The organism is Desulfolithobacter dissulfuricans, from assembly GCF_025998535.1.
Taxonomy (GTDB): domain Bacteria; phylum Desulfobacterota; class Desulfobulbia; order Desulfobulbales; family Desulfobulbaceae; genus Desulfolithobacter; species Desulfolithobacter dissulfuricans.
Genome location: NZ_AP024233.1, coordinates 650,511 through 676,360 on the forward strand (window position 1 = coordinate 650,511; position 25,850 = coordinate 676,360).

General features: G+C 56.5%; 18 protein-coding genes and 1 pseudogene. 14 read left to right on the plus strand and 5 right to left on the minus strand.

Annotation, left to right across the window (positions count from 1 at the left end; all coding sequences use genetic code 11):
- Positions 1–4: 4 nt before the first annotated feature.
- Positions 5–340, minus strand: a complete 336-nt coding sequence (gene tsoR, locus GF1_RS02735; protein WP_267928093.1) for an ArsR/SmtB-type metalloregulator TsoR — start codon at positions 338–340, stop codon at positions 5–7.
- A 515-nt stretch (positions 341–855) separates the two neighbouring features.
- Here tsoR and GF1_RS02740 point away from each other — a divergent pair.
- Positions 856–1,449, plus strand: coding sequence for a superoxide dismutase (locus tag GF1_RS02740; RefSeq protein ID WP_267928094.1), 594 nt, complete (start codon positions 856–858; stop codon positions 1,447–1,449).
- 754 nt (positions 1,450–2,203) lie between these two features.
- Here GF1_RS02740 and GF1_RS02745 read toward each other — a convergent pair.
- Positions 2,204–5,350, minus strand: a complete 3,147-nt coding sequence (locus tag GF1_RS02745; RefSeq protein WP_267928095.1) for a ChaN family lipoprotein — start codon at positions 5,348–5,350, stop codon at positions 2,204–2,206.
- Positions 5,351–5,620: 270 nt separating this feature from the next.
- Here GF1_RS02745 and GF1_RS02750 point away from each other — a divergent pair, with 270 nt between their 5' ends.
- The 9 genes from GF1_RS02750 (at position 5,621) to GF1_RS02790 (ending at position 18,260) form a co-directional block, all read left to right on the plus strand.
- Entirely contained in the window at positions 5,621–6,802 is a 1,182-nt protein-coding gene (locus GF1_RS02750) for a phosphoglycerate dehydrogenase (protein ID WP_267928096.1), read from the plus strand.
- Between the two features lie 76 nt (positions 6,803–6,878).
- Positions 6,879–8,810, plus strand: coding sequence for an aconitate hydratase (locus GF1_RS02755; RefSeq protein WP_267928097.1), 1,932 nt, complete (start codon positions 6,879–6,881; stop codon positions 8,808–8,810).
- A 437-nt stretch (positions 8,811–9,247) separates the two neighbouring features.
- A complete protein-coding gene (locus GF1_RS02760) occupies positions 9,248–10,096 on the plus strand; it encodes a DUF362 domain-containing protein (RefSeq protein WP_267928098.1) in 849 nt (282 codons plus the stop codon).
- 156 nt (positions 10,097–10,252) lie between these two features.
- Positions 10,253–10,996, plus strand: a complete 744-nt coding sequence (gene fabL, locus GF1_RS02765) for an enoyl-[acyl-carrier-protein] reductase FabL (protein ID WP_353740445.1) — start codon at positions 10,253–10,255, stop codon at positions 10,994–10,996.
- A 201-nt stretch (positions 10,997–11,197) separates the two neighbouring features.
- Positions 11,198–12,673 (plus strand): ketol-acid reductoisomerase, encoded by a 1,476-nt coding sequence (locus GF1_RS02770; protein WP_267928100.1) that lies wholly within the window; start codon positions 11,198–11,200, stop codon positions 12,671–12,673.
- A gap of 164 nt (positions 12,674–12,837) precedes the next feature.
- Positions 12,838–14,751, plus strand: a complete 1,914-nt coding sequence (locus GF1_RS02775; protein WP_267928101.1) for a bifunctional homocysteine S-methyltransferase/methylenetetrahydrofolate reductase — start codon at positions 12,838–12,840, stop codon at positions 14,749–14,751.
- A gap of 29 nt (positions 14,752–14,780) precedes the next feature.
- Positions 14,781–15,950: a methionine adenosyltransferase gene (gene metK, locus GF1_RS02780; protein ID WP_267928102.1), complete on the plus strand. Its 1,170-nt coding sequence runs from the start codon at positions 14,781–14,783 to the stop codon at positions 15,948–15,950.
- Positions 15,951–16,119: 169 nt separating this feature from the next.
- Positions 16,120–17,406 carry an adenosylhomocysteinase gene (ahcY, locus tag GF1_RS02785; RefSeq protein ID WP_267928103.1) on the plus strand — a complete coding sequence of 429 codons (1,287 nt, stop codon included), beginning with the start codon at positions 16,120–16,122 and terminating at the stop codon, positions 17,404–17,406.
- 317 nt (positions 17,407–17,723) lie between these two features.
- Positions 17,724–18,260: a 3D domain-containing protein gene (locus tag GF1_RS02790; protein WP_267928104.1), complete on the plus strand. Its 537-nt coding sequence runs from the start codon at positions 17,724–17,726 to the stop codon at positions 18,258–18,260.
- A 47-nt stretch (positions 18,261–18,307) separates the two neighbouring features.
- Here the strand turns inward: GF1_RS02790 and GF1_RS02795 are convergent, their stop codons facing one another.
- Together GF1_RS02795 and GF1_RS02800 are read right to left on the minus strand one after the other, a co-directional pair.
- The gene (locus GF1_RS02795) at positions 18,308–18,829 is read right to left on the minus strand and encodes a rhodanese-like domain-containing protein (protein WP_267928105.1); all 522 of its coding nucleotides are present in this window, start codon (positions 18,827–18,829) and stop codon (positions 18,308–18,310) included.
- A gap of 444 nt (positions 18,830–19,273) precedes the next feature.
- Positions 19,274–19,498, minus strand: a complete 225-nt coding sequence (locus tag GF1_RS02800) for a hypothetical protein (protein WP_267928106.1) — start codon at positions 19,496–19,498, stop codon at positions 19,274–19,276.
- Between the two features lie 590 nt (positions 19,499–20,088).
- On the opposite strand from GF1_RS02800, the gene ltrA reads away from it, so the two are divergent.
- On the plus strand, positions 20,089–21,432 hold the full coding sequence (gene ltrA, locus GF1_RS02805; protein WP_267928107.1) for a group II intron reverse transcriptase/maturase: 1,344 nt from the start codon (positions 20,089–20,091) through the stop codon (positions 21,430–21,432).
- A gap of 297 nt (positions 21,433–21,729) precedes the next feature.
- Here ltrA and GF1_RS02810 read toward each other — a convergent pair whose 3' ends face one another.
- On the minus strand, positions 21,730–21,936 hold the full coding sequence (locus GF1_RS02810; protein ID WP_267928108.1) for a hypothetical protein: 207 nt from the start codon (positions 21,934–21,936) through the stop codon (positions 21,730–21,732).
- 347 nt (positions 21,937–22,283) lie between these two features.
- Here GF1_RS02810 and trmFO point away from each other — a divergent pair.
- From trmFO to GF1_RS02825, 3 genes and pseudogenes are all read left to right on the plus strand, one after another.
- A pseudogene (trmFO, locus tag GF1_RS02815) lies at positions 22,284–23,602 on the plus strand (methylenetetrahydrofolate--tRNA-(uracil(54)-C(5))-methyltransferase (FADH(2)-oxidizing) TrmFO).
- A complete protein-coding gene (locus GF1_RS02820; protein WP_267928109.1) occupies positions 23,599–24,777 on the plus strand; it encodes a hypothetical protein in 1,179 nt (392 codons plus the stop codon). Before trmFO ends, GF1_RS02820 begins: the two are co-directional and overlap by 4 nt.
- A 5-nt stretch (positions 24,778–24,782) precedes the next feature.
- The gene (locus GF1_RS02825; protein WP_267928110.1) at positions 24,783–25,727 is read left to right on the plus strand and encodes an ion transporter; all 945 of its coding nucleotides are present in this window, start codon (positions 24,783–24,785) and stop codon (positions 25,725–25,727) included.
- Positions 25,728–25,850: the final 123 nt, after the last annotated feature.

Sequence of the window (25,850 nt, forward strand, 5' to 3'; positions counted from 1 at the left end):
AGCACTAAAAACGTGTTCGCTGCTCCAGCAGGCGGGCTGCCAGGTCCTTAAGCCCGGCAATAATTTCAAGGACGCTCTTGTCTGCGACCTGGTAATAGACAAAGGGGCCTTTTCGCTCAACTGTAACCAGCAAGGCCCGTTTCAATTCCTTCAGGTGGTGAGAGACAAGAGGCTGGGAGATGCCCAGTTCCTCGACAATGCGGGAAACCGCTTTCTTTTCTCCGCTGACCGCCAGCAGAATCCGGAGCCGGTTTTCGTCGGCCAGGCTTTTGGCCAGAAAGGCTGCGGCATGCAGGTCGTCTTCCGATGATTGAACAAAAAGGTTTTTCTCCCCACGCAAAACAGTCTCCCATGGAGTAAAAATTTGCCAAGCCATAAACATATAAATAAACATTTATATGTTTATGCACAAGTGTCAAGATTTTTTCCTCTGTTGAATTTTTCGCCACCTCCTGCAAGGCCGGGTCGGCCGGGCCTGCAGAAGATCAATACATTGGAAGATTCTCTGATAACGGGTTTGCCTTGTCCTGCAACCATAACAGTGGAAACGAAGGATTTTGCGAACCTGATCCAGCAGCTTGTGTTTCAGATCTTCTCGAAATTTCGTTTTACTTCCAATTTTTGCTGACATACTATCGTAATAAGAGGGATGGCGAACCGTAAGGAATGAATAGGGAAGAATTTCCTGCTGACACGCTGGGAGCGGCGTCGACAACCGGCGGTCGAGTTCTTTACGAATCACGGTGGGTGTCTCTCTCATTGACACAGAGGAATGAAACCGAATTCAAGTCTCGCGGCTCATTCGGCTTTGTTCGACTCTGAAAAACCAAACTTATAAAAGGAGGGAAACTGAACATGACTATTATGCTACCTGACCTGCCGTACAAAAAAGATGCTCTTGAACCTCACATCAGCTCGAGGACCTTGGATTTTCATCATGGAAAACACCACAATGCGTATGTTACCAACTTAAACAAGCTGATCGAGGGAACTGAACTGGCCAGTGAGACCCTGGAGGATATCATCAAGAAGACAGTAAATGATGCTACCAACGCAGGGGTTTTTAACAATGCTGCTCAGGTTTGGAACCATACATTTTACTGGCAGTCCATGAAGCCAGATGGTGGGGGATTGCCAACTGGTGACATCGCAGAGAAGATCGACACCGATTTCGGAAGCTATGACAACTTTATTGAACAGTTGAAGAATGCCGGCCTCACACAGTTCGGCAGCGGTTGGGCATGGCTGGTGATAAAAAATGGCAAGCTCGAGATTATGAAGACATCAAATGCTGATACCCCGATAGCTCACGGGGTGAAGCCGTTACTGACAGTGGATGTCTGGGAGCATGCGTATTACCTTGACTATCAAAACAGGCGTGGCGACTATCTTGATGTATTCTTAAAGAATCTCATAAACTGGGAGTTTGCCGACTCTCATCTCGTCTAGCCCGCATATTTCACAAGCGATCTACTGCAAGGCCTGAAAACACCGCGCCTGCTGCCTTACAGCTTCAAATAGAGTCCTCGAAATATTTCAATATGTGATTACTACTGAAATTCAGCCACCGATGGATGAAAGTGTCGGCCTCACTTGTTGCACGGGTGTCTGTGGCCTGGATGGCCACAGTCAAGCCCCCAGGGACGGGTTTATGGCGTCCCGTGAAACAAGTGAGACCGACACCGGTTTCAATGCTGAAGATTGATGGTAATCAGATTTCAATATGTCTGCAGCTCTTTTTGAAGCTGTTCCTCGAAGGTCTCACTTCGTTCGCTATCTGTACCCACGGCGTTTTCAGGCCGTTCGCCACGATCATTGTGAAATATGCGGGCTAGTGTAGACTGAAAAAAAGAGCTGAATCCATGGCAGGAGATTATTGTTTGCATGCTCTGCGAAAAAAGCAAACGACTACTGCCAGGTTCAGCTCTCCCCGAGTTTCCAGCCACCCTTCGGGAGCCGTAATTTTATCGCATCACGTTGTTCAACGTGGTGTCCGGTCACCAGAAGGATCAAATTTCAGAATTTTGTGATTCTGTACCGAAGGTTGTCCGGCAATTGGTCAGGTTTTATCCGAAAATCACCGCAAGTTTTGTTAATTCCATTGTGATTTTCATGGGTCGAAGTCTTCGCTATCTGTTGTGGCTGGGACGTATCGAAACCCGGAGTCTCCCTTCGGTCGCTTACCTGGTCCAGCCATGCTGGGTTATCTGCGTGGATGCCCCGCAGGCATCATAGCCCTTGGGGACAGGCCGGAGAGTTCCACCTCGATCTCCAGTGTTTTATCCGGCAGCAGGGTATGTTTGCGCAGTACTTTCAGGGTCACCTTGTCGCCAGCGGTTTTGTTCAGGAGACCAAGTTTCAGATCCTCGATGGTATGGACTTCGCTTCCGTCGAGGGCCAGGATGAGGTCGTCTTTTTTGATTCCTGCCTTCCCTGCCTTGCCGTGCGGGCTGAGCTGAACAACCTGCATGCGTGTGCCCAGTTTTTCATCCTCAACTTCATTTAAGACAATGCCGATCTTACCGGCCGGGGGCAGGTCCAGGGGCTCGGTATACATCAGGTAGTCCACCTGTTTCCCCTGTTCTGTGCCGGTATCGGCGACGCTTGCGCTGACAACAACCCGCTGTTTGATCCCCGGCATCCGGCGGGCCACCCGCTTCGGTATGGCACTGTCCTTGTACACGTGTCCGGTCCCGGCAATGACTACCATACGCCTGTCAGGATGGGCGGTGAGGTACTTCACCACGGACTCGGCCATGGTTTCGTCCCAGATGGCCTGGGCCTGGATGAATCCGTCAAAACTGCTGCCATGCGGCGAACTGTTATGCATGGAATGGACCTGCTGCAGCCGTTTCCGGTAGCCGGGAACATCAAGATCCCGCTGCGGCGGAATTTTTTGTATTTGCTCTTCAGTAAGGTTGTCCAGAGATCCCTGCCGAAAAATCTGGCTGGTTATTTTTTTGTCTATGTTCAGGGCAACCAGAGGGATCCGGTGTTTTTTGGCATAGCCGATGATGTCCTGGTACATCCGATAATCATACCCCCAGACCTTGAAATAGCGGGAGGCCTTGATGAATTCCTTTTCATCCTCGATCTTGCCGTCGATGTAGTCGTCAAGGGCCTGCTGTGAAGAGTGCGGGAACATCTCCATGCCAATGGCAAGGGACGGGTCACGCCGGTACAGGGCCTGGATGACCTGGAGTTGCAGCAGGTGGCTGGGGTAGTCGGTATGCATCTCGCCCACGTAGACGACCCTGCTTTTTTCAAGATCATCGACGATCTGGTTGAAATCAAGAATACTGCTGGTCGGGATGCCTGCGGGCGGAGTCAGCAGGTCTACGGGAATGCCATCCAGTGCCTGCGCCACCCGCTTTTCCTTTATCCGGCCTTTCTCAAAGTGCAGGTAGCTGTACTTGCCATAGTGGCTCAGCCGGTGGACCACTGCTTTGGTCTCTGTTTCCGAGCTACTTGTTACAAGGACCATGACCTGGCTCGGGTTGAGCGCGTTTTTGCGCACATCCAGGGTGAAGCCTGAGCCGGGGTGGCCGGGATCCGCAAACAGGGCGCGGCTGTGGACCGATGGGCCAAGAAAGAGAAAGCTCCCCCGGGACAGCTCGCTGTTTTTGACCTCACCTGCTGATTGTATCTCGCAGCCCATGTTCTCAAGCTTTTTGATGAGTGGCTCAAAGGTTTTCCCTTTATCCTTTTCCGGGAGAATAACTGTTTTCTTTTCCGCTCCCATGAACCAGGTCCAGGTGGGCGGGGTCTCGTCCAGGGTCAGCATCCGCATGGTGTCATACTGCGGATCCATGACCATGGACACGGGAAGGTCGGTGGTATTGATCGCGAACTCCTGGTCCTTTTTCTCCAGAACCAGGGTCTCGGTCTGTTGGCCGGAGAGGGTGGTTACAGTAAACGGAAGGAGCAGCTGGTAGGCTTCGCTGGTCTGCTGGACAATGTGGAATCTGATCTGGGAGCTGCCATCTTCCTGACGTACCACGACTCGGGAAATCTGCAGCTTGGGAATATCGGGGCGGGTGAGCCACTGGGTGAAAAACGGTTCAAGATCCTGGCCGCTGACCCTGGAGAAGGTTTCCTGCAGATCCTGCCAGCTGGCGCGCTTAAAGGCAAAATCCCGGTAAAATTCCTGCAGACCGCTGTAAAACATATCGTCGCCGATCTTTTTGCGGAGCATGTGAAAAACCATGCTCGCCTTATCGTAGCCAATGGCCCGGATTTTTTTGGCAATGGGGCGGGAATCACTGGCGCCTTGAAACTGCGCCAGGGTCATGGTGTTGTCCGGATGGACATAGGCCATATAGCGGAGCAGCTGGTTTTTCCGGTATTCGGCATCCTTTCCCTTGTCGGCTGCATAGAGCTGGTCGGCAAGATATGTGGTCAAGCCTTCACACCAGTTGCCCGTATCTGGGAGCCCTTTTTCCTGGTTGCTGACTTCTGTTATGCCGATACTGTTACCGAACCAGGAGTGGACGATTTCATGGCCGAGCGACGTGTCCTTGATAAAGGGTAAGCGGACCACCGCCTGCCCGAGCAGCGTAAAAGTGGGCATGCCGTATCCGGTGGGCAGCCGGTTTTCGACAATGGAAAACCGTTTGAAAGGAAAGGGACCGATCAGTTGTTCGTAGCGCTCGATGTAGGCAGCACCACTGTCAAGGTACTCGGTGGCCAGCGCGGCGTCCTCTTTGAAAAAATAAGAGTAGAGCGTGGTTGAGGATACTTTTCGTTTTTTTACCACATATGGTCCTGCGACAAAATGGAGGCCCCGCAGGGGATGGGGGTAAGCACCCTGGAACTGTCGACCCTGCCGGGTTGGAGCAGAGGAAATGGTTTCAGCTTCAAAAACAGCCGAGAAAGACCTGGGCAGGGTTGCCTGCAGGCTGTAGAGCATGTCCTCTTTGGCCAGGGGGTGCCAGAATCCGGCCAGGGTGATGCCCTGCTCCGTGATCAGGTTGTCCCCCGACCCCTCGGGAACTGCCAGGGACCAGGATACATAGAGGGTCTGGAGCCGGGGTGCGGCCGGGATGAGCAGGGTGTTTTCCGGGCCGGGTTTCAGGGTCTTCGGAGTGGTCTCCTTCTGTTCCAACAGCGTCCCGGTGATTTCAAGCGGTCCGCAGTAGAGCGTGAGTGAGCGGTTCGGCGGCAGATCGATGCGGGAGGTCCCGAATACCTGATGGTTTTTGAGATCAAAACTCAGGGAAAGGGTGTGATTGAGCGGGGCCAGGTTCGGGTCGCCGGCCCGGGCGGGCGATGCGCCGACGAGGAAGGAAAAGAGCAGTAGAAGGGTTGTGAGTGCAGAAGAAACGGAAAAACAGCAGGTCCAGTGTCGCATGATATGTCAGGTGTTGTGTCGGTTGCCATGAAAAAGGGCCTTTTTGCCGGATCTCCGGGCGATCGGCAGGGATCGGCCTTATTTTCCAGGACAATTATTGGTCTGAAAAGCGTTGATGGCAATGGAAGATGAAGGTGCCATAATAATCATTTTTAACAAAAAAGAAAGAGGGAAGTCCGGGCAGCTGCCCGGCTTTTTCTTGACAACAAGTGGGCGAACATTGTAGGTCTGTGGCGCATCCGCATAATTTTAGCCAATTGAGGAATCAGTATGGATTCATATCGCATCAAGACAATCAACGCCATTGCCGCAGAAGGTCTGGCGCTTTTCGATGACCGCTACCAGGTCAGTCCGGACGAGGAAAATCCCCACGGAATCGTGGTTCGCTCCTCGCCAGTGGATATAGACAGCTATCCGGAGCTGCTGGCCATTGCCAGGGCTGGGGCCGGGGTAAATAACATCCCGGTGGATGCGGCCACGGAAAAGGGCATCTGCGTGTTCAATACGCCCGGAGCCAACGCCAATGCGGTGGTCGAGCTGGTGTTCACCATGCTTGGCATCTGGCTGCGTAACGTGCATCAGGGCATTAGCTTCTGCCAGGAACTTACTGGTCTCAAGGGAGAAGAGCTGAACCAGGAGGTGGAAGCGAGAAAGAAAATGTTCAAGGGCGTGGAAATGGCCGGTAAGACCCTGGGAGTGATCGGGCTCGGACAGATTGGTGTTCGCGTTGCCAATGCAGGCGTCCATCATCAGATGCGGGTTATCGGGTTTGATCCTTTTCCGGTGATGGGTAATATCCACAATCTCTCCCCGGACGTGGAACTCGCCCGCTCGCGCAAGGAGGTCCTGGAACAGGCCGATTATGTTTCGGTGCACGTACCGCTCAACAAGAATACCCGCGGCCTGGTCTCTACGGATTTTCTCAAGGTGATGAAGGACGGGGCCGTGCTCTTCAACTACGCCCGTGGTCCGGTGGTGGATGAAGACGCTGTCCTCGAGGCCCTGGCCAGCGGCAAGCTCAGTGGGCATATCACAGATTTCCCTTCGGAAAAGTTTATTGGCCATGAGCAGATACTGATCACCCCGCATCTGGGGGCCTCCACTTCTGAATCCGAGGAAAACTGCGCCTGCATGGCGGTCAGTGAACTGAAATCCTATCTCGAGTACGGCAATATCACCCACTCGGTGAACTTTCCCAATGTGGAAGCCATTCCCACGGTCTGGGTGCATACCCGCTTGATTGTGATTAACCATGACAAGCCGGGGATGATAGGCCTGGTGACCAATATTCTTGGCAAGCATCATATCAATATCATGAGTTATTCCAACGAAAGTAATGGTACCGTCGGCTATAACATCATTGACTGTGAGAATGCGGTGTCGGCGGAAGTACAGCAGGAGATAGAGGCCTGCGACGGTGTGATCAGGACCCGGGTCATCACCTATAAATAAAGAGGGCCGGTGATCGGGTGTCCGGACGGACAGATAGTGGTTTGATTCTTATAACCTGAATTTTGGACGATATAACATGGGCTTGACTGTAGCAGAAAAGATTCTCCAGGCGCACCTTGTTGAGGGTGAGTTGAAAAAGGGCGAGGAAATCGCCCTGCGCATTGACCAGACCCTGACCCAGGATGCCACTGGCACCATGGCCTATCTTGAATTCGAGGCCATCGGTATCCCCCGGGTGAAAACCGAGCTGTCGGTTTCCTATGTGGACCATAACCTGGTTCAGTCGGATTTCCGCAACGCCGATGACCACCGGTTTCTCCAGTCCGTGGCTCGCAAGTTCGGACTCTGGTTTTCCCCGCCGGGCAACGGCATCTGTCACCAGGTCCATCTGGAGCGTTTTGGTATTCCCGGGAAGACCCTGCTCGGTTCGGATTCGCACACTCCCACCGGCGGCGGTCTGGGCATGCTGGCCATGGGTGCCGGAGGCCTGGATGTGGCCATGGCCATGGCCGGGAAACCGTTTTACCTGATTATGCCCAAGATTTTCGGCATCCGTCTGACCGGCAGGCTCCAGCCCTGGGTCGCGGCCCGGGATGTGCTCCTTGAGGTGCTCCGCCAGCTCACCGTTAAGGGGGGGGTGGGGTATATCATGGAGTATTTCGGGCCCGGCGTGGCCGAGCTCAGCGTAACCGACCGGGCCACGATTACCAATTTCGGTGCCGAGTTGGGTGCCACCACCTCGGTTTTCCCCTCGGATGAGAACACCAGGCAGTTTCTGGTTGCCCAGGGGCGTGAAGACCAGTGGCAGGAGCTCAAGGCCGATGAGGATGCGGTCTACGACCGGGTGATCGAGATCGATATGTCCACCCTGGAGCCCATGATCGCCTGTCCATCGTCACCGGATAATGTGGTCAAGGTGAGTGAGGTGGCCGGCAAACCGGTGGCTCAGGTCCTGATCGGCTCCTGTACCAACTCGTCCCTGCGCGACCTGACTGCAGTAGCCAGGATACTCGAAGGCAGGGAAACAAGCCGGGATGTCAGCTTCGAGGTCAATCCCGGCAGTCGGCAGGCCCTGGAAAATCTGACCGCCCAGGGGAACCTGCTGCCGCTGCTCCAGGCCGGTGCCCGAGTGCACCAGTCCGGATGTCTCGGTTGTATCGGCATGGGACAGGCACCGCCCACCAGCGCCATTTCCCTGCGGACCTTTTCCCGTAACTTCCCGGGACGGTCCGGGACCCAGAACGACCAGGTGTATCTCTGCAGCCCCGAGGTGGCGGTGGCATCTGCCATAACCGGCGTGATCACCGATCCGCGAGACCTCGGTGACTATCCCGAGGTAACGCTGCCGGAGAAGTATCTACCCGGAGACGAGCGCATCGAAGCCCCGTGGCCGGAAAATGCCGAGGTGGAGATCATCCGCGGACCAAATATCGCCCCCTTTCCTGATTTCACGGACCTGCCCGAGACCTGGAAGGGACGGGTCATGCTCAAGGTGGGCGACAACATCACCACCGATCATATCATGCCGGCCGGGGCAAAGATTCTGCCGCTGCGTTCCAACATCCCGGCCATCAGCGAATACGTTTTCCATGCCGTTGACCCGGATTTTGCCACCAACATGAAGCAGGCCGCTGAACAGGGCGTGGCCGGAATGATTGTCGGGGGTGATAATTATGGTCAGGGTTCAAGCCGCGAGCATGCGGCCCTGGCGCCGCGCTATCTCGGGGTTCAAGTCAAGCTGGTCAAGAGTTTTGCCCGGATCCATAAGGCGAACCTGATCAATTTCGGTATTGTTCCGCTCTGCTTTGCCAATTCTGAGGACTACGATCTGGTGGAGCAGGGGGCCGAAGTCGTGATCCCCGGCATCCGCGAGGCCCTGGCCAGTGGTCAGGACAGTCTCACCGTGGAGGTCAACGGTAAACCGGTGGCCGCCACCATCGATCTTTCTCCGCGGCATCGGGAGATCCTGGTCGCCGGTGGTCTGCTGAACTGGGCTCGGGGTGCATAAAAAGTATCCAGTTACAGCGTAATTGGGGAGAGAAGGTTTAAAAAATGAGCCTCGATGGTAACTTTTTGTTTTTAAAAGATTTTTGTTTTGCAGGGCGAGTGAGAGGTAGTCTCGGTCGTATAAATTGTTGTACTTTCCGGGGCTCTGTTCAAGATCAATGAATGGATATTTTGCGCAGTAACGCATTGAAATTACATGAAAGTTCTATTTTGTTCTTCATGTTTTTTCAAGTGGCACGGCGGGTGCAATAATAAGAGTACTTCTTCATCTCTTCTCTCCTTTCTCCTTTTCCGGCTCGGCCATTGTGGCTGAGCCGGTTTTTTTTCAAGGCCATGCAGCCAGACTCCACATCCATGATCAGCCGGGGTCAAACCGTTGCCCTTACGCGGTGTGGCGCCTATGATCGCGATATTCTGCTTCCCTGCCTGGATAAGGTTTTGCGCGCCACAGCCGTGCCGGAGTGCCGGTCACTGCGGGTCCTGCTCAAGCCGAATTTGCTCACCGGTCGCAAGGGCAACCTCCCCTGTACCGAGGCTGCCTTTATTCTGGCTGTCGCCCGCTGGTTCCTGGATCAGGGGGCCCGGGTCAGCCTGGGCGACTCTCCGGCGTTTGGCTCGGCAAGCGGGATCCTTGCCCAGCTGGGAATCCTGGAGAAGCTCCGCAGTCTCGGGGTCCGGGTGACGGACTTCAGAACCGTGCGGGAGATAGTGTTGCCCTCCGGCGTCAGGGCCGGGATAGCGGCCGAGGCCCTTGGCTGTGATCTGCTTGTCAATATGCCGCGGGTCAAGGCCCATGCCCAGATGCGCATGACCATGGCGCTCAAGAACTGCTTCGGCTGCCTGGTGGGGATGCGCAAACCCTGGTGGCACATGCGCCATGGTGGAGACCCGCATCTCTTTGCCCGCCTGCTGACCGAGCTCCCCGGGATTCTGCCGGATCAGATTGTGCTGGTGGACGGGATCACCGCCATGCACACCACCGGGCCCATTGGCGGTGAGCCGTTTCCTCTGCGCCTGGTTGGGGCCGGCAGAGACCCGGTGGCTGTGGATACGGCTCTGCTGGCAGTGATCGGGGTCGATCCCCGGGCTGTGCCGCTCTGGCAGATTTGCCACCAGCAGGGGCTGGTGGCGACTGAACTGGCAGCACTTCATTTTCCTCTGCGCCATCCCCATGAGCTGCGCGTGACCGGTTTTGTCGCTCCGGAGCAACTCAATCCGGTCCGCTTCAATCTCTTCCGTTTCATGAAGAACACTCTCAAGCGTATTCTACTTCGAAATTCCAGCTGATCCGACCGTTTTCTTGCAATCACCACCCAGTCGCATTACACTGCATCAGTTCTTGGCAACCGGGAACGACTGTGTTGCCCGACGGGAATGTTTGAAAGATAACTATCTGTGTTTGAGTGGTTTTTTTTATAGAGGGGGACATGAGGCATGTTTGATCTGAAGGGAAAGGTGGCCCTGATAACCGGTGGGTCGCGTGGGATTGGCCGGGCCATTGCCCTGCGGCTGGCGGAAAACGGGGTGGACGTGGTGGTAAACTATGTCCGCCACCGAAGGGATGCCGAGGCCACAGTCCAGGCCATCGAGGATCTGGGGGGACGCTGTCTGGCCGTCAAGGCCAACGTGGCCAAGGAAGAGGACGTGGCCCGGATGTTCGAGGAAATCGCTAAAACGTACCAGCGCCTGGATATTCTGGTTTCCAATGCGGCATCCGGCGTGCTCAAGCCGGTGATGGAGCTGACCACCCGCCACTGGAACTGGGCCATGGATATCAATGCCCGGGCTCTGCTGACCCTGAGTCAGCATGCCGTGCCCATGATGGAAAAGGGTGGCCGGATCATGGCGGTGTCCAGTATCGGTGCCGTGCGGGCGGTGCCCAATTATACCGTGGTCGGGGCGTCCAAGGCGGCCCTGGAATCCCTGGTACGGCATCTGGCCGTGGAGCTGGGACCCCAGGGGATCCATGTCAACACCATCTCTGCCGGTGTGGTGGATACCGATGCCCTGAAAAAATTTCCCAACCGCGATGAAATCATCAGCGAATCACTGCGGCGCACTCCCATGGGGAGACTGACCACGCCTGACGATGTCGCCGACGTAGCCCTGTTTCTCTGCAGTGATCTGGCCCGGATGATCCATGGCCAGACCGTGGTTGTCGATGGTGGGTATGCCATTGCCGGCTGAACCGGTACGGACGGCGGGGATCTGGTAAGGGTCTGGCCCGGTGATGATCCGGCCCAAATCCGGAGGGTACGGTATTTTTATTGAATTTAGCCGATGAATTTTGTATTGGTACGAGGTTCAACATTACTGCGATATTATAAACGTACACTGTACAGAGAAGGCCTGTTAGCGGGCCACCTTATTCTGGAGGACTGACCACGCATGGAAACCATGTTCACATCCAATGTTTTTGAAACAGAGGTTATCAAACTCGCCGATACTCAGGAGACAATCGTCCGGGGCGGGCGCGACAAATTTCCCCTTCTGCCCAAGGCTTTCGAGGGAATCAAGCAGATCGGCGTGATCGGCTGGGGCTCCCAGGGTCCGGCCCAGGCACAGAATCTGCGTGATTCCCTGGAAGGAACGGACATCCGGGTTAAAGTGGGCCTGCGCGATGGCTCTTCGTCCATGGCCTCGGCACGGGAAGCCGGGTTTACCGAGGAGAGCGGCACCCTGGGTGAGATGTGGGAGGTTATCGGTGAATCCGACATGGTTATCCTGCTGATATCCGATGCGGCCCAGGTGGAGCATTACAAGCGGATTTTCGAGACCATGAAGGAAGGGGCCACCCTGGGCCTGTCCCATGGTTTTCTACTGGGGCACCTGGAATCGGTTGGCGAGAGTTTCCCGGACAGGATGAACGTCATCGGTGTCTGCCCCAAGGGCATGGGACCGTCTGTCCGCCGTCTCTATGTTCAGGGCAAGGAGGTCAACGGCGCTGGAATCAACTGCTCCTTTGCCGTGGAGCAGGATATCGACGGCCGGGCCACGGACCAGGCCCTTGGCTGGGCCATCGGCGTGGGCGCACCCTACGTGTTCAAGACCACCCTGAGCCACGAGTATCGCTCGGATATCTTTGGCGAGCGCGGTATCCTGCTCGGGGCTGTCCACGGCATCTCCGAGGCCATGTACCGGCGTTTTGTCATGGAGAAGGGCATGGACGAGAAGGAGGCCTTTATTTCCGTGGTCGAGAATATCACCGGGCCCCTGTCCCGTACCATTTCCCATGACGGCATCCTGGCGGTCTACAACAACCTCGATGACGAAGGGAAAAAGATTTTCGAGCGCATGTATTCGGCTGCCTACCATCCGGCCTTTGATATCCTGATGGAGATCTACGACGAAGTCTCTTCGGGCAATGAAATCCGTTCCGTGGTCATGGCCGGAAAGCGGTTTGACCGTTATCCCATGGGCAAGATCGACGGGACCAGAATGTGGAAGGTGGGCGAAGAGGTTCGGGCCAACCGCTCCGGTGAGCCGCCGGTCAACCCGGAGACCGCCGGTCTTTACTGCGCAGTGATGATGGCCCAGATCGACCTGCTGATCGAAAAGGGTCACTGTCTGTCCGAGGTCTGCAACGAGTCGGTGATCGAGGCGGTTGATTCGCTCAATCCCTACATGCATTTCAAGGGCGTGGCCCACATGGTGGACAACTGCTCCACCACTGCCCGTCTGGGATCTCGGAAATGGGCTCCGCGCTTTGATTACAATATCATGCAGCAGGCCTTTGTGGCCTATGACCAGGGTGTGCCGGCCGATGAAAACCTGGTTGAGTCGTTCAAGAAGCATCTGGTCCATGACGTTCTGGCCACCGTGGCCACCATGCGTCCCTCCGTGGATATCTCGCTGACCGAGTAGCTGCTCGGGGCGATGGTTATGAAACATCTCTCTCCATATGACGGACCCGCAACGGCGGGTCCGTCATATCCCCGCCGCTGTACGGTGGCGTTTTTGTCCTGCCCCCTGAATCCACGCTGCGGTACATTGAGCCTTTGTTCTCCGGCTTGCGACTTTCTTAGATAATGAAACCTAAATTTCAGGAATATATTCGGGATCATGTGGTTCTGGGTGACGGTGCGCTGGGCTCCTTTCTCTTTGAACGGGGTATCGAGCGCGGTCGGAACCTGGACCTGCTGAACCTGCAGTCGCCAGAGGTTATTTTTTCCGCCCATGAGGAGTATATCCGGGCCGGAAGTCAGCTCATCGAAACCAACACTTTCGGGGCCAACCGCTTCAAGCTGCGTGAGGCCGGGGCCGAGGAGCAGGTACGGGAAATCAACCGTGCCGGCGCGGCCATTGCCTGCAAGGCGGCCGGGCACCAGGTGTATGTGGCCGGATCCGTGGGACCCACAGGGATCAGCTTTCCCCTGGACGAGGAGTGTGTCGAAGACAGACGAGAGGTTACCGAGGATGATATCCGGGCCGGGTTCCGGGAACAGGTGCTGGGTCTTGTTGAAGGCGGGGCGGATGTTCTGATCTTCGAGACCTTCTCCCACCTGGAGGAGATCCTCCTGGCCATCGGCGTGGCCAGGGAGGTGGCGCCCGAGGTACCGGTGATTGGCCAGATGGTCTTTCCTGCCCGGGCCATGACCGTCCGCGGCAAGGATGCCCTGGATTGCTGCCAGCGTATGATCGAGGCCGGGGCCATTGTGGTGGGCTCCAACTGTGGGCGTGGCATCGATACCATGGTGACCGCTATCACCCGGATGTCCGCCATCTGCGAGCAGGGAGTTCCGCTCTCCGCCTTTCCCAATGCCGGAATGCCGGAAATGGTGGGCCATCGGATGATCTATCCGGCCCAGCCCGCCTACATGGCCACCCGGGCCAGGGAGATGATCAAGCTCGGGGTCCATCTGATTGGTGGCTGCTGCGGCACAACCCCGGCCCATATCCAGGAGTTTCGTTCCGCCCTGCGGATCAAGCCGGTGCGGGTCAGGGGCAGCAGAATACAGAGTTCCCCTGAACGGACCGAGGTCCGAACCGCTGAACCGGTGTCCGGGGGGTTTCTTGCCGGGCTCAAGCCCGGCCGGCTGCCGGTGATCGCCGAGCTCGATCCCCCGACTCACCTGGACGTGGAACCGGTCTTCGAAGGGGCCAGGCAGCTCGCGGCCGCAGGTGTTGACGCCATCTCGCTGGGCGAGAATCCCCTGGCCATCCTGCGGGCCGGCAACCTGGGGGTGGCGGCACTCATTCGTAAACAGACCGGCGTGCAGACCATTATCCATCAGACCGGCCGTGATCTCAATGCCCTGGGGCTGCAGTCGCGGATGATGGAAGCGCATCTGCTGGGAATCGAGGCGGTGCTGGCCGTATCCGGGGATTCGGCCGCCGGTACGGATCAGCCCGGGGTCACCGGGGTCTTTGATCTGCGGTCCATGGGGCTTATCCGCATGCTGGACGGCCTCAACCACGGGGTGAATATGGCCGGCCGTTCGGTAAAGACCTCAACCAATTTTTCCATCGGCGCGGCCTTCAGTTTTCGGCCGGCCAGCCCGGGGTTGCAGATCGGCCGGCTGGAAAAGAAGGTGGCGCTCGGGGCCCGCTTCGCCATGACCCAGCCTCTTTTTTCCCGTGACGTGGTGGAGCAGATGATGGAGAAGGTCAGCCATATCGACGTGCTGATGTTCCCCGGGATCTTTCCCCTCATCTCTTCCCGCAATGCCGAATTTCTCCACAACGAGGTCCCGGGTATATCCGTACCGGCCGAGTTGCGGGCCGAACTGGCCAGGTATGAGCAGGTCGCCGACCAGCGCAAGGTGGCCTTGGAGTACACCGGGCGGTTGATCGAGGATATCGCTCCCTTTGTCGACGGCCTCTATCTTATCAGTCCGCTCAACAAGTGGGATATTGTCCTTGAATTTGTCAAACAGGTTCGGGCCGGAGGCTGGAAAGGCAGCGGCCGGGCTGATCGTTTTGTAACTGAGTCGTTGCAGTAACGAGATATTTTTTTTGGAAGGAGCACGACATGTCAACACATCTTTTTACCTCCGAGTCTGTTTCCGAGGGCCATCCGGACAAGGTTGCAGACCAGATTTCCGATGCTGTCCTGGATGCCATTTTGACCAAGGATCCCAACCCGGAACACGCGCGGGTGGCCTGTGAGACCATGATCAAAACCGGGGCCGCCATTGTCTCCGGTGAAATCACCACCGAGGCCTGGGTCGATCTGGATGAACTGGTTCGCGAGGTGATCTGTGATATCGGCTACACCAGCTCGCGGGTTGGTTTTGATGGCTCCACCTGCGCGGTCATGTCACTGATCGGCAAGCAGTCCGGCGACATTGCCAAGGGTGTTGACCGGGAAAACCCTGAGGAGCAGGGCGCCGGGGACCAGGGGATGATGTTTGGCTATGCCACCAACGAGACCGACGTGCTCATGCCGGCGGCCATCACCTATGCCCACCGGCTGGTGCAGCGGCAGTCCGAGATCCGCAAATCCAAGATACTGCCCTGGCTGAGGCCGGATGCCAAGAGCCAGGTGACGCTGCGCTATGAGGATGACCGGGTGGTGGCCATCGACGCCGTCGTTCTTTCCACCCAGCACGATCCGGACATCGAATACAAGCGACTGGAAGAGGCGGTGATGGAAAACATCATCCTGCCGGTGCTGCCCAAGGAGTGGCTGCACAAGGATACCCGCTTCCATATCAACCCCACGGGCAGCTTTGTCATCGGCGGGCCGGTGGGAGATTGTGGCCTGACCGGACGCAAGATCATCGTCGACACCTATGGCGGCATGGCCCGCCATGGAGGCGGGGCGTTCTCCGGCAAGGATCCCTCCAAGGTGGACCGGTCCGCGGCCTATGCCGGCCGCTACGTGGCCAAGAACATTGTCGCCGCCGGCCTGGCCGACCGGTGTGAAATCCAGGTGTCCTATGCCATCGGTATTGCCGAACCCACCTCGATTTCCGTGGAGACCTTCGGTACGGCCAAGGTTCCCGAGGAGCGTATCGTCGAGTTGATCCGCAACCATTTTGATCTGCGGCCCTACGGGATTATCACCATGCTGGACCTGGTCCGGCCCATTTACCGCAAAACCGCGGCCTATGGCCATTTCGGCCGGGAAGAGCCGGAATTTACCTGGGAGCGGACCGACAAGGCCGAAGAGCTGCGGGATGCCGCCGGCATCAAGTAGGGTTCGGTTTGCAGAGAAAGAGACCTTGGCACGCAGTAACGATAACCAAAAGAAAAAGAAATTTGATTACCACTGAAACTCAGCCTGCATTACGGGATAACATCTCTGAGCTCAGATGGTCATCACAAAAAGAAAAAATCTCCCGGAAACGGGATCTATGGAGAATGCAATGACTGATTATAAGGTTGCAGACATAAGCCTGGCAGAATGGGGACGCAAGGAGATTGCCATTGCCGAAACAGAGATGCCCGGTCTCATGGCCCTGCGGGAAGAGTATGGCCAGACCAAACCGCTGGCCGGGGCCCGGATAGCCGGCTGCCTGCACATGACCATCCAGACCGCCGTCCTCATGGAAACCCTGGTGGAACTGGGAGCCGAGCTGCGCTGGTCCTCATGTAACATCTTTTCCACTCAGGACCATGCCGCTGCGGCCATGGCCGCGGCCGGTATCCCCACCTTTGCCTGGAAGGGCGAGAGCGAGGAGGAGTTCTGGTGGTGTATTGACCATACCATTTTCGGTCCGGATGGCTGGCGGCCGAACATGATCCTCGACGATGGCGGCGACCTGACCCAGGTCATGCATGAAAAGTATCCTGAGCTGATGAAGGATGTGCGCGGGCTGTCCGAGGAAACCACCACCGGGGTTCATCGGCTCAACGAGATGGCCAGGAAGGGGACCCTGCTGTGTCCGGCCTTCAATGTCAACGATTCGGTAACCAAGTCCAAGTTCGACAATTTATACGGCTGCCGGGAATCGCTGATCGACGGTATCAAGCGGGCCACCGATGTGATGATTGCCGGTAAGATTGCCGTGGTGGTGGGCTATGGTGACGTGGGTAAAGGCTGTGCCCAGGCCCTGCGCGGCATGGGAGCCACCGTGCTGGTGACCGAGGTTGATCCCATCTGTGCCCTGCAGGCGGCCATGGAGGGATACCGGGTCGTGACCATGGAAGAGGCCGCCCCGGTTGGGGACATCTTTGTCACCTGCACCGGCAACCTCAAGGTGATCACCCGGGCCCATATGGAGGCCATGAAGGATCAGGCCATTGTCTCCAATATCGGCCATTTTGATTCAGAGATCGACATCGCCGGAATCCGCGATCTGCCCTGGGAGAACATCAAGCCCCAGGTGGATCATGTTATCTTTCCCGATGGCAAGCGAATCATTATTCTGGCCGAAGGGCGCCTGGTCAATCTCGGCTGTGCCACCGGGCATCCCAGTTTTGTCATGTCCAACTCGTTTACCAACCAGGTTCTGGCCCAGATCGAACTCTGGCAGCATAGCGAAAAGTATGAGAACAAGGTCTACTTCCTGCCCAAAAAGCTCGATGAAAAGGTGGCCCGGCTCCACCTGGAAAAAATCGGCGCCCATCTCACCAAGCTGACCCCTGAGCAGGCCGAGTACATCGGTGTGGATGTGGATGGACCCTACAAACCGGATTATTACCGGTATTGATTACCGCCTTGAGACAGGCGCCATGCTTAATGGCGGCCTGGTCATCCGGGTATCGAGGCACTGAGGGAGAGACATATCGTACCTTGGTGCCTTTTTTGTTTTTTTGTCAGAACGGTCTGTTTTCAGGGCCGGGTCAGGGGGCGCTTTGCCACGAAGCCCAATCCCTTGGGTGTACGTTGACGGGCATGAGTAGAAACACAAACCGAATAACACCTCGGTAGTTCATGGCCTGAGTGTTTGAGCCAATATCGGCCCCTTTGAGGTCGGATAATTTTTCTTTTTTCTTTTTTCTGGGGTAGAGTTTCGCAGGAGGTTCTATGCTCGTGGGTTGGATGTTTCGCTCTTTTTTTGTCTGTGTGGGCATACTTGTTGTCCTGTCTGGATGTGCCCGCCACGAAACCAGAATTATGGAAACCACGGCCTATTGCGGGTGTGAGAAATGCTGTTCCTGGGAGCGTGGTTCCTGGAAGCATATGAAGCTGGACTTCTGGAAGCGCTATGTCAGCGAAGGGCGGCGGACCGGGGCCCCCTATACCGGCAGGACCGCCAGCGGCAGTGAACCGGTGGAACCCCATCCGGGGCTTGTCTCCTCAGATACACTTCGGCATCCCTGGACCATTCCCGCCCGGATAGTCTTTCCCTGGCTCTGGCTTGAGCGTGACGGGACCATTGCCGCCGATACAAGATATTATCCCTTTGGTACCCGGATGTATGTGCCCGGTTATGGCTGGGGCGTGGTGGCCGATCGGGGCGGGGCCATAAAGGGTCCCGATCGGATCGATCTCTATTTTGATTCCCATGAAAAGGCGCTTCAATGGGGCCGGAGGCGGCTTGAGGTAAAGATCGAGCGTTAGTAATCCCGGCCCTGGTCCGCCAGGGCCGGTTGATCCATAAAGCGGGATTACTCCCCGATGTAGGGATCTTTTTTCTCAAAGGCTTTGGGGCTCAGGGTAAACTCGCCATGCCTGTTGTAGACCGGATAGCCGGCCACGACCCAGCCTTTGAAGGCGTCGTAGATATTGGTGACGTTGGTGTAGCCCATTTCCAGCAGCCGCTGGGTGACAAAGGCGGACCGGGCCCCGGTCCGGCAGTAGACAAATATTCTGGCATCGGTGTCCTGGATTTTTTTGGGTACCACCCATTCTATAAGCCCGCGATTGATATGAATCGCCCCGGGAAGATGGGCCGCAATATATTCATCCCGGGTCCGGACATCCACCAGGACAAATTTGCCTCCACTGTCCATGATCTTCTTGAACTCCACCGCCGTGACATGGGGCTGACTTTCCTTGATGGGCTTCCAGAGCTTTTCAACGTTTTCTTTCACCTCGTCAATGGAAGGACCGGCCATGGCAGCAAGGGGCACGATAGAAAGCAGCAGGAGACAGAGAATGGTTGTCAGCAGTGTTTTTCTTCTTTTCATAGCGGTTGCCCCTTGTTTCGAGTGATGGAACAGGATGTGGTCCTTTTTTTATCTGCCTGGTGCGGATAAGTGCCACAGTGTGTTTCTTTATTATCGGTCTTTGATGTCTCCTGTGTCAAGTTATTAACCTGTATTTTCGATCTTTCCGCGTATTGTCAAGTTTCTGGTCCAATGCTGGCTGTTGCAGTGAATGGTCCGAGGATCAGGTAAACGCTTTATTAGCTTTCGGTTAATACGCCACCTGGCCCTCAATCTGGATGGCAAGATGATCGCCCGGAGATGGACGGGAAGGAGTATCGGAAACCAGGCTCAGGGCTCGGGTGGTCCGGTGGATCAGGAAAGATCCATGAGGGCGTGACGTGGTACAGTGAAAGGATTGACCGGGGCGGTGGAAAGCTGGCCTTGCCGGCAGGACCACACCCGGGAACAAAAGGTTATGGCCGCTTATCCGTTCTGGAGCCCATCGGTACGCGCCCTGAGAATGGCAATGCAGCGCTCGGCCCGCCTGACACCCTGGTCATTTTCTTTCTGTTCGTAATACATCTGACTCAGTTCCAGGGATTCAATGGCAAGACGCAGGTTTCGGAGCTGGACAGGGACCGGTTCTTTTTTCCACTCTTCAACTGCCTGGAGGGCCTGAGCCTCGGTGCCAATGGTGGTTGGTTCCATAACTGATTGGTTCCTTGTAAAAATTATCTGATTACTATCAATCTTCAGCATTGAAGCCGGTGTTGACCTCGTGTGCCAGGCGAAGCTCTGGCGAATCTGGTGGCTGCGATGCCACCCGCGGTAATTGCCTGTTCACCGCGAAATCGCCGACCCGGCGTGTAGGGGTAACCCGAATCGTCAAGCAGGGTCGGAAAAGGCCGTAAGGTCAGATAGAGTATAGGCCGTAACATCTGTGAACTCGATTCGGCCTCGTTACACATTTGGCGGCGGCGACCCTCCGAGGTCATGGGGAAGCCAGTCATTGACGCGATGAGACAACAGGAGCGTTGCGTTGGGCCGCCCGGGGTGTTTGGAGATGGCATGTACTCAAGGGAGCGCCAGGGAACCTGGGAGACCCGGCGGGACGGGCAGGGCAGCAGATAGCCCGAGTCCAAACGCTGGAGGGGAATGCATAACCCTCTGTGCGGTTCCGGCCGGGAGTCGGACCTGCTCATAGTAGTTTTGAAGCGGGGTAACTCCCGTGGAGCGAAGGGGCAGGACTTTGATCGTGTTTTTGACAATGGAGGAAGTCCCGCTTGGAGTACACATGTTTGTCTCCCACTACGGATAAACGGGCAGGGCAGGAGTTCGGCCTGAGCCCGAAAGTCTCCCTCTTGCGAAAGAAACTGGGCCACAAGGCCAAGCAGGAACCGGAGTTCCGATTCTATGCCCTGTACGACCGGGTGTATCGCCTGGATGTACTGCAAAGTGCCTGGAACCGGGTTTACGCCAATCGAGGCGCTGCCGGGGTGGATGGAGTAAGCCTTGCGTCCATCAAGGAGAGCTCGGAAGGTGTAGCAGGCCTGCTGCAAACAATACAGCAGGAATTGAAGGATAAGACCTACCGGCCCATGCCGGTAAAACGGGTCTATATCCCAAAGGCGAATGGAAAGATGCGTCCGCTGGGTATCCCGACCGTCAAGGATCGGGTTGTACAGATGGCGGTCCTGTTGATCCTGGAGCCGATTTTCGAGGCAGACTTTGAGGACTGCTCGTACGGATTCCGCCCGGGCCTTAAGGCCCATGATGCTCTCGCCGCGATTCGGCAGGCGCTCAAGGCGGGATTTACCGAAGTCCTGGATGCGGATCTGAGCAGCTACTTTGACACGATTGACCATGGCAAACTGATGCAATGCCTGGAGCGTCGAATAGCTGACCGATCCGTTTTGAAGCTGATCAGGATGTGGTTGAAAAGCGATATCGTTGAAGAGGATGGGCAGGGCGGTCGCAAGATCACTCGCTCCCGCAAGGGTACGCCACAGGGTGGAGTCATCTCGCCTCTGCTGGCCAACATCTTTCTCCATGAATTCGACCAACGCTTTCACAGCTCGGAAGGTCCCCGCAATTTTGCCAACGCAAGGCTGGTACGATATGCCGACGACTGGGTTATCATGGCTCGGTACATCGGACCTCGCATTCACGCCTTTGTTGACAAGACGCTTGGGGAACTCGACCTGATCCTGAATCGGGACAAGACAACCATAGTGAACTTGAAAGAGTCCGGCAGCAGTTTTGATTTCCTTGGATTTACGTTCCGCTTTGATCGCAGTCTGTACGGAGCGGGTCGGTATTTGAACATTGTCCCTTCTGCCAAGAGCCTGAAACTGGCGCGGGAGAGGATACATGCTCTGACGATTCGCAGGATTCAAGAGCCGGTAGAAAAAGTAATTGATCAGGTCAATCGATTTCTGATTGGCTGGGGCAACTACTTTTCCTTCGGATACCCGAAGGTGTCGTTCAAGAAGATTGATTGGTACGTGCAGACCCGGTTCAGTCGCTTTATGAGGACACGGAGCCACCGGCACTGCCGGCACCTTGATGGACCGTCGTTGTACAAGGCGCTTATGTCCAAGGGGCTGGTCTATCTGCATAAAAGAGCCGTCAACTCCCTGTGAATGCCTTGAGGCGAGAGATCATCGGAGAGCCGGATGCGGTAAAACCGCACGTCCGGTTCGACGAGGGGGCGCTGTCCGCAATGAGACCTCCTCTGATATGTAGTAGCCGCGTGCGGCAGGGCATAGTCGTTGAAGATCATTGTTGACAGCGCTCTACTCTACACCCGTTTCCCGGGACGCCATAAACCCGTCCCTGGGGGCTTGACTGTGGCCATCCGGGCCACAGACACCCGTGAAACGGGTGAGGTCAACACCTTCAGGTATCGTGGGCTGAATTGCAGTGGTAATCACAAAAAATTATATTTCTTCCAGTTCTATTTCTTCAGGGGGGACGGACAGGGAGGAGGCGATGTCCAGGGCCACTTCCTGCAGGGAAAAATAGGGCTTGCCCTGGTTGACAACAAAGGTGTAGTCGGTGCCGTTTTCATCAATCAGCTCCACCACCTGAAATGTATCGCCGCGCACGCCAAAACTTTCGTAATCACAGGTGATCAAAAAAAGCATTGGTGTTCTCCAGCGTTCGAGGTCGACCGGTGGTCAAGGTTTGTTGCGTCAAGGGGGTTCGCAACCACGAAGCAGATGTTCCCAGGCAAGTGAGAAAAAAAATCGCACCACTGCCGGCTGCCACCGGACAGGTCTCCGTGAGCCACCTAACCAGTGGACATCATGTACATATTCCAAAGAGACAGGTGGTGTCAACAGTTTTTCCGACTGACAGGGGTTGCCTTTTATCCCTCGGTGGTTACCGGTGGTAAAGACGTAACTGTGCTATACTGTGGCTGATCATTGTACGTACTTGATCGCCATTTTCTCCAGAACCCTTTTGCTGTGTCTTGAGGCAGAGATTACATATGAACGAGATTACTGTTGTCGGCGGCGGGCTGGCCGGCTGTGAAGCCGCGTGGCAGGCCGCCCGCCAGGGTGTACGGGTCACCCTGTTTGAGATGAAGCCGCACCGGTTCAGTCCGGCCCATGAATCGGAGTTTCTTGGCGAACTGGTCTGCTCCAATTCCCTCAGGTCCAATGCCCCGGATTCGGCGGTGGGACTTCTCAAGGAGGAAATGCGTCGGCTTTCGTCACTCATCCTGCGGTCGGCTGAAGCCACCGCAGTGCCGGCGGGCAAGGCCCTGGCCGTGGACCGGGAGAAATTCGCCGCCTTCATCAGCCGGGAGATGGAAGAAAACGAGTTTATTACCGTGGTGCGAGAAGAGGTGGTGGATATTCCGTCCAGCGAGGAGGTTCCGGTGGTCCTGGCCACAGGTCCCCTGACCTCCGAGGCCCTGACAGAAAAGCTGATCCAGTTGACAGGAGAGCGGCACCTGGCCTTTTACGACGCCATAGCCCCCATTGTCACGGCTGAATCCCTGGATATGGATATCATCTATCGCAAGTCGCGCTGGGAGGACGGCCCCGGGGATTATCTCAACTGTCCCATGGACAGGGAGCAGTACCTCCACTTTATCGGCCTGCTGGCAGAGGCTGAGACCGTACCGCTGAAGAGCTTTGAGGAGACCAAGTATTTCGAGGGCTGTCTCCCCATCGAGGTGATGCTCTCCCGGGGGAGGATACCCTTCGCTTCGGGCCCATGAAGCCGGTGGGGCTTGAAAATCCCCGCACCGGGGAAACCCCGTATGCCGTGGTGCAGCTGCGGGCCGAAAACCTGGACCAGACCATGTACAACCTGGTCGGTTTTCAGACCAAGTTGACCTGGCCTGAGCAGAAGCGGGTTTTTCGGACCATTCCCGGCCTGGAACAGGCTGAGTTTGTCCGCCTGGGCTCCATCCACCGTAATACTTTCATCTGCGCTCCGGCCCTGCTGGATGGGACATTGCAGGTGAAAAAGCGGCCCGGACTCTTCCTGGCCGGTCAGCTCTCCGGAGTTGAAGGCTATGTGGAGTCAGCCGCCATGGGACTGCTCGCCGGAATAAATGCGGCCCGGCTCAGCCGCGGCCTGGAACCGTTGATTCCGCCCGAGGTCACCGCCCACGGCGCCCTTATTCGTCATCTGACCATGTCGGATCCCAACCATTTTCAACCCTCCAATGTCAATTTCGGTCTCTTCCCACCCCTGGGCCGCAAGATCAGAAAACGGGAGCGGGGTGCCCACCGTGCCCGACTGGCCCTGGAAGCGCTCCGTGAATGGCAACAAAAGCTGGAAACCGGTTCGTGAGCGAGAACACACCCCCAAATCCACCAGAAAGTCCGGGCAGCCTTCCTCCGGTAACCATAGGCTTTGTGTTCGACGGCGGAGAAAGCCCGGAGGTGCAGCAGCGGGTTGCATGGCTCCGGGATACGCTTCTGCGCTCTCTGCAGCGGGATTTTCCGGAATTTGCCTGGTCGATCCGTCTCATGCCACGGCGGGATTTCCCCCAGGACCTGCCACTGGATCCCCTGGAACTGCTTGAGTTCGGTTCGGACATCAAGATCGAATATGGGCTGGATTTTCTCCTGGTCTTCAGCTCCATGCCCCTCAAGGCCAGGTTTGACCAGACCGTAAGCGGCGTGCCTTCCAACATGCTGGAGACCGGGGTGGTGACCCTCTCCCGGCTACTGGAAAATAGCGACAGTGAGGTCATTGATCGAGCCATGCTCGCCCTCTGCCGGCATATCCTCGGCCATCTCTGGGGACTCGATCATAACGAAGACTCCGTGATGCGGCCCCGCGAGTTCTGGAGTGGTGATGAGCCCCTGGACTGGAGTGTGGAAGAAAAGAAGGACATCGGAGCCTATCTCCAGAATATCGCCGATCCGCGGCTGGAAGAGACCTCGGTCGCTGCCACCAGTGTCTGGCGTTTTTATATCCAGGTGCTCTTCCGTGAAGGCGTGGTGCTGGCCAGGGATATTCTCCTCTTTCGTTCCTGGCTGATGATGCTCCACCTGGGGCGGTTCACGGCCGCCACCGCGGTATCCATCATCTTTCTCTTCCTGAGCGCCGAGGCTTGGGAAATGGGGGCGGCCATCCGTTCCGGCTGGCTGGACCTGATACTGATCCTGGTCCTGCTGGCGGCCACCCTGTCGCTCTATTTCGGGCAGAATCTTCAGGGAGTTGGCCGGTCTGACCGGATGATGGAGCAGGCGGTCCGCTCACGGATCGTCCTTTTCGGGACCCTGCTGGTCGGCATGGTTTCCTTCTGGATCAATCTGTTTATTGTATCACTTGGGGTTATCTATCTCCTGCCGGACGGGGTCCTGGCCGGCTGGGCCGGTCTGGGCGACCAGCCCCTGCCCATGGTCCATTTTGCCAAGCTGATGGCGACCTTCGGTATCCTGGCCTCGTCCCTGGGCGGAAATCTGGAGGAGGAACACGATCTCAAGGCTGTGCTTGTCTATACAGAGGAGACGTAGAAAGCATGCGAAAAAAGCTCTATGACCTGCTGAACCACCAGGCGCCCGGCTCTCTGCAGCGGGGCTCCACCGTCTTCATGGTAGTAGTCATCTTCATGAGCTCCATTGCCCTGGTCCTCACCTCCGAACCTGCGGTGGAGATACGTTTCGGTCGTCTGCTGGGGGCAGTGGAGGTCGTGGCCAGCCTGGTGTTCCTGGTCGAATATCTGCTCAGGATCTGGACGGCTCCCGAACAGTATCCCCTGCGTTCGTCCTGGAGCAGCCGGGTTCGCTACCTCACCTCGTTTATGGGGCTGGTGGATCTGTTTTCCTTTCTGCCGTTCCTGCTCATGCTGGCCGGCAGTCAGCAGACGCCGGTGCTCATGCTCCTGCAGCTCACCCGGTTGTTAAAGCTGACCCGCTATTCGCTCGCCTTTGACCTGCTGGCCGATGTTCTGCACGATGAAGCAGAATCACTCTTGGTTTCAGTTATGTTAATGTTTATTATTTTGATATTCGCTTCGGTGGGTATCTATACCTTTGAACATCAGGTGCAGCCCGATGCCTTTGGCTCCATCCCCCACGCCATGTGGTGGGCCATTGTTACGCTGACCACCGTGGGCTACGGAGACGTGACCCCGGTCACCGTGCAGGGAAAAATATTTGCCACCCTCATCACGGTGGTCGGGGTCGGGTTGGTCTCCCTACCCGCCGGTATCATTGCCTCAGGTTTCACCGAGCAGCTGCGGCTGCGGCGGGAGCGGTTTCAGTCCGAGGTGGAACAGCTGCTCCAGGACGACGGCCATCTTTCCAGTGAAGATATGGGCCAGCTCGAACGGGATCGGCAGGAGCTTGGTATCAATCGGGACAAGGCCGAGTTGATTATCAGCCAGGTGCAGCAGAGGGAACAGCAGTGGCTGCGCAAACACCAGGACAGCGGTGGAACAGGAGCTCATGGGACTCGGACTTGAGGGTCGGCAATCGCCCGGGCATGGGACCCCGTGCTGACCACTGCCCGCAAGCTGTCAGCATCGGTGCTGATTTGAGGAAACAGTGTGTTTTTGTAAACCATGTTTCACTTTATGAAGAGGAGG

What these genes read in the sequence shown, in the direction of transcription:
- GF1_RS02740 (WP_267928094.1), top strand. Translation starts at nt 856, where the DNA reads ATGACTATTATGCTACCTGACCTGCCGTACAAAAAAGATGCTCTTGAA.
- GF1_RS02745 (WP_267928095.1), bottom strand. Translation starts at nt 5,350, where the DNA reads ATGCGACACTGGACCTGCTGTTTTTCCGTTTCTTCTGCACTCACAACC.
- GF1_RS02750 (WP_267928096.1), top strand. Translation starts at nt 5,621, where the DNA reads ATGGATTCATATCGCATCAAGACAATCAACGCCATTGCCGCAGAAGGT.
- GF1_RS02755 (WP_267928097.1), top strand. Translation starts at nt 6,879, where the DNA reads ATGGGCTTGACTGTAGCAGAAAAGATTCTCCAGGCGCACCTTGTTGAG.
- GF1_RS02770 (WP_267928100.1), top strand. Translation starts at nt 11,198, where the DNA reads ATGGAAACCATGTTCACATCCAATGTTTTTGAAACAGAGGTTATCAAA.
- GF1_RS02775 (WP_267928101.1), top strand. Translation starts at nt 12,838, where the DNA reads ATGAAACCTAAATTTCAGGAATATATTCGGGATCATGTGGTTCTGGGT.
- metK (WP_267928102.1), top strand. Translation starts at nt 14,781, where the DNA reads ATGTCAACACATCTTTTTACCTCCGAGTCTGTTTCCGAGGGCCATCCG.
- ahcY (WP_267928103.1), top strand. Translation starts at nt 16,120, where the DNA reads ATGACTGATTATAAGGTTGCAGACATAAGCCTGGCAGAATGGGGACGC.
- GF1_RS02790 (WP_267928104.1), top strand. Translation starts at nt 17,724, where the DNA reads ATGCTCGTGGGTTGGATGTTTCGCTCTTTTTTTGTCTGTGTGGGCATA.
- GF1_RS02795 (WP_267928105.1), bottom strand. Translation starts at nt 18,829, where the DNA reads ATGAAAAGAAGAAAAACACTGCTGACAACCATTCTCTGTCTCCTGCTG.
- GF1_RS02800 (WP_267928106.1), bottom strand. Translation starts at nt 19,498, where the DNA reads ATGGAACCAACCACCATTGGCACCGAGGCTCAGGCCCTCCAGGCAGTT.
- GF1_RS02810 (WP_267928108.1), bottom strand. Translation starts at nt 21,936, where the DNA reads ATGCTTTTTTTGATCACCTGTGATTACGAAAGTTTTGGCGTGCGCGGC.
- GF1_RS02825 (WP_267928110.1), top strand. Translation starts at nt 24,783, where the DNA reads ATGCGAAAAAAGCTCTATGACCTGCTGAACCACCAGGCGCCCGGCTCT.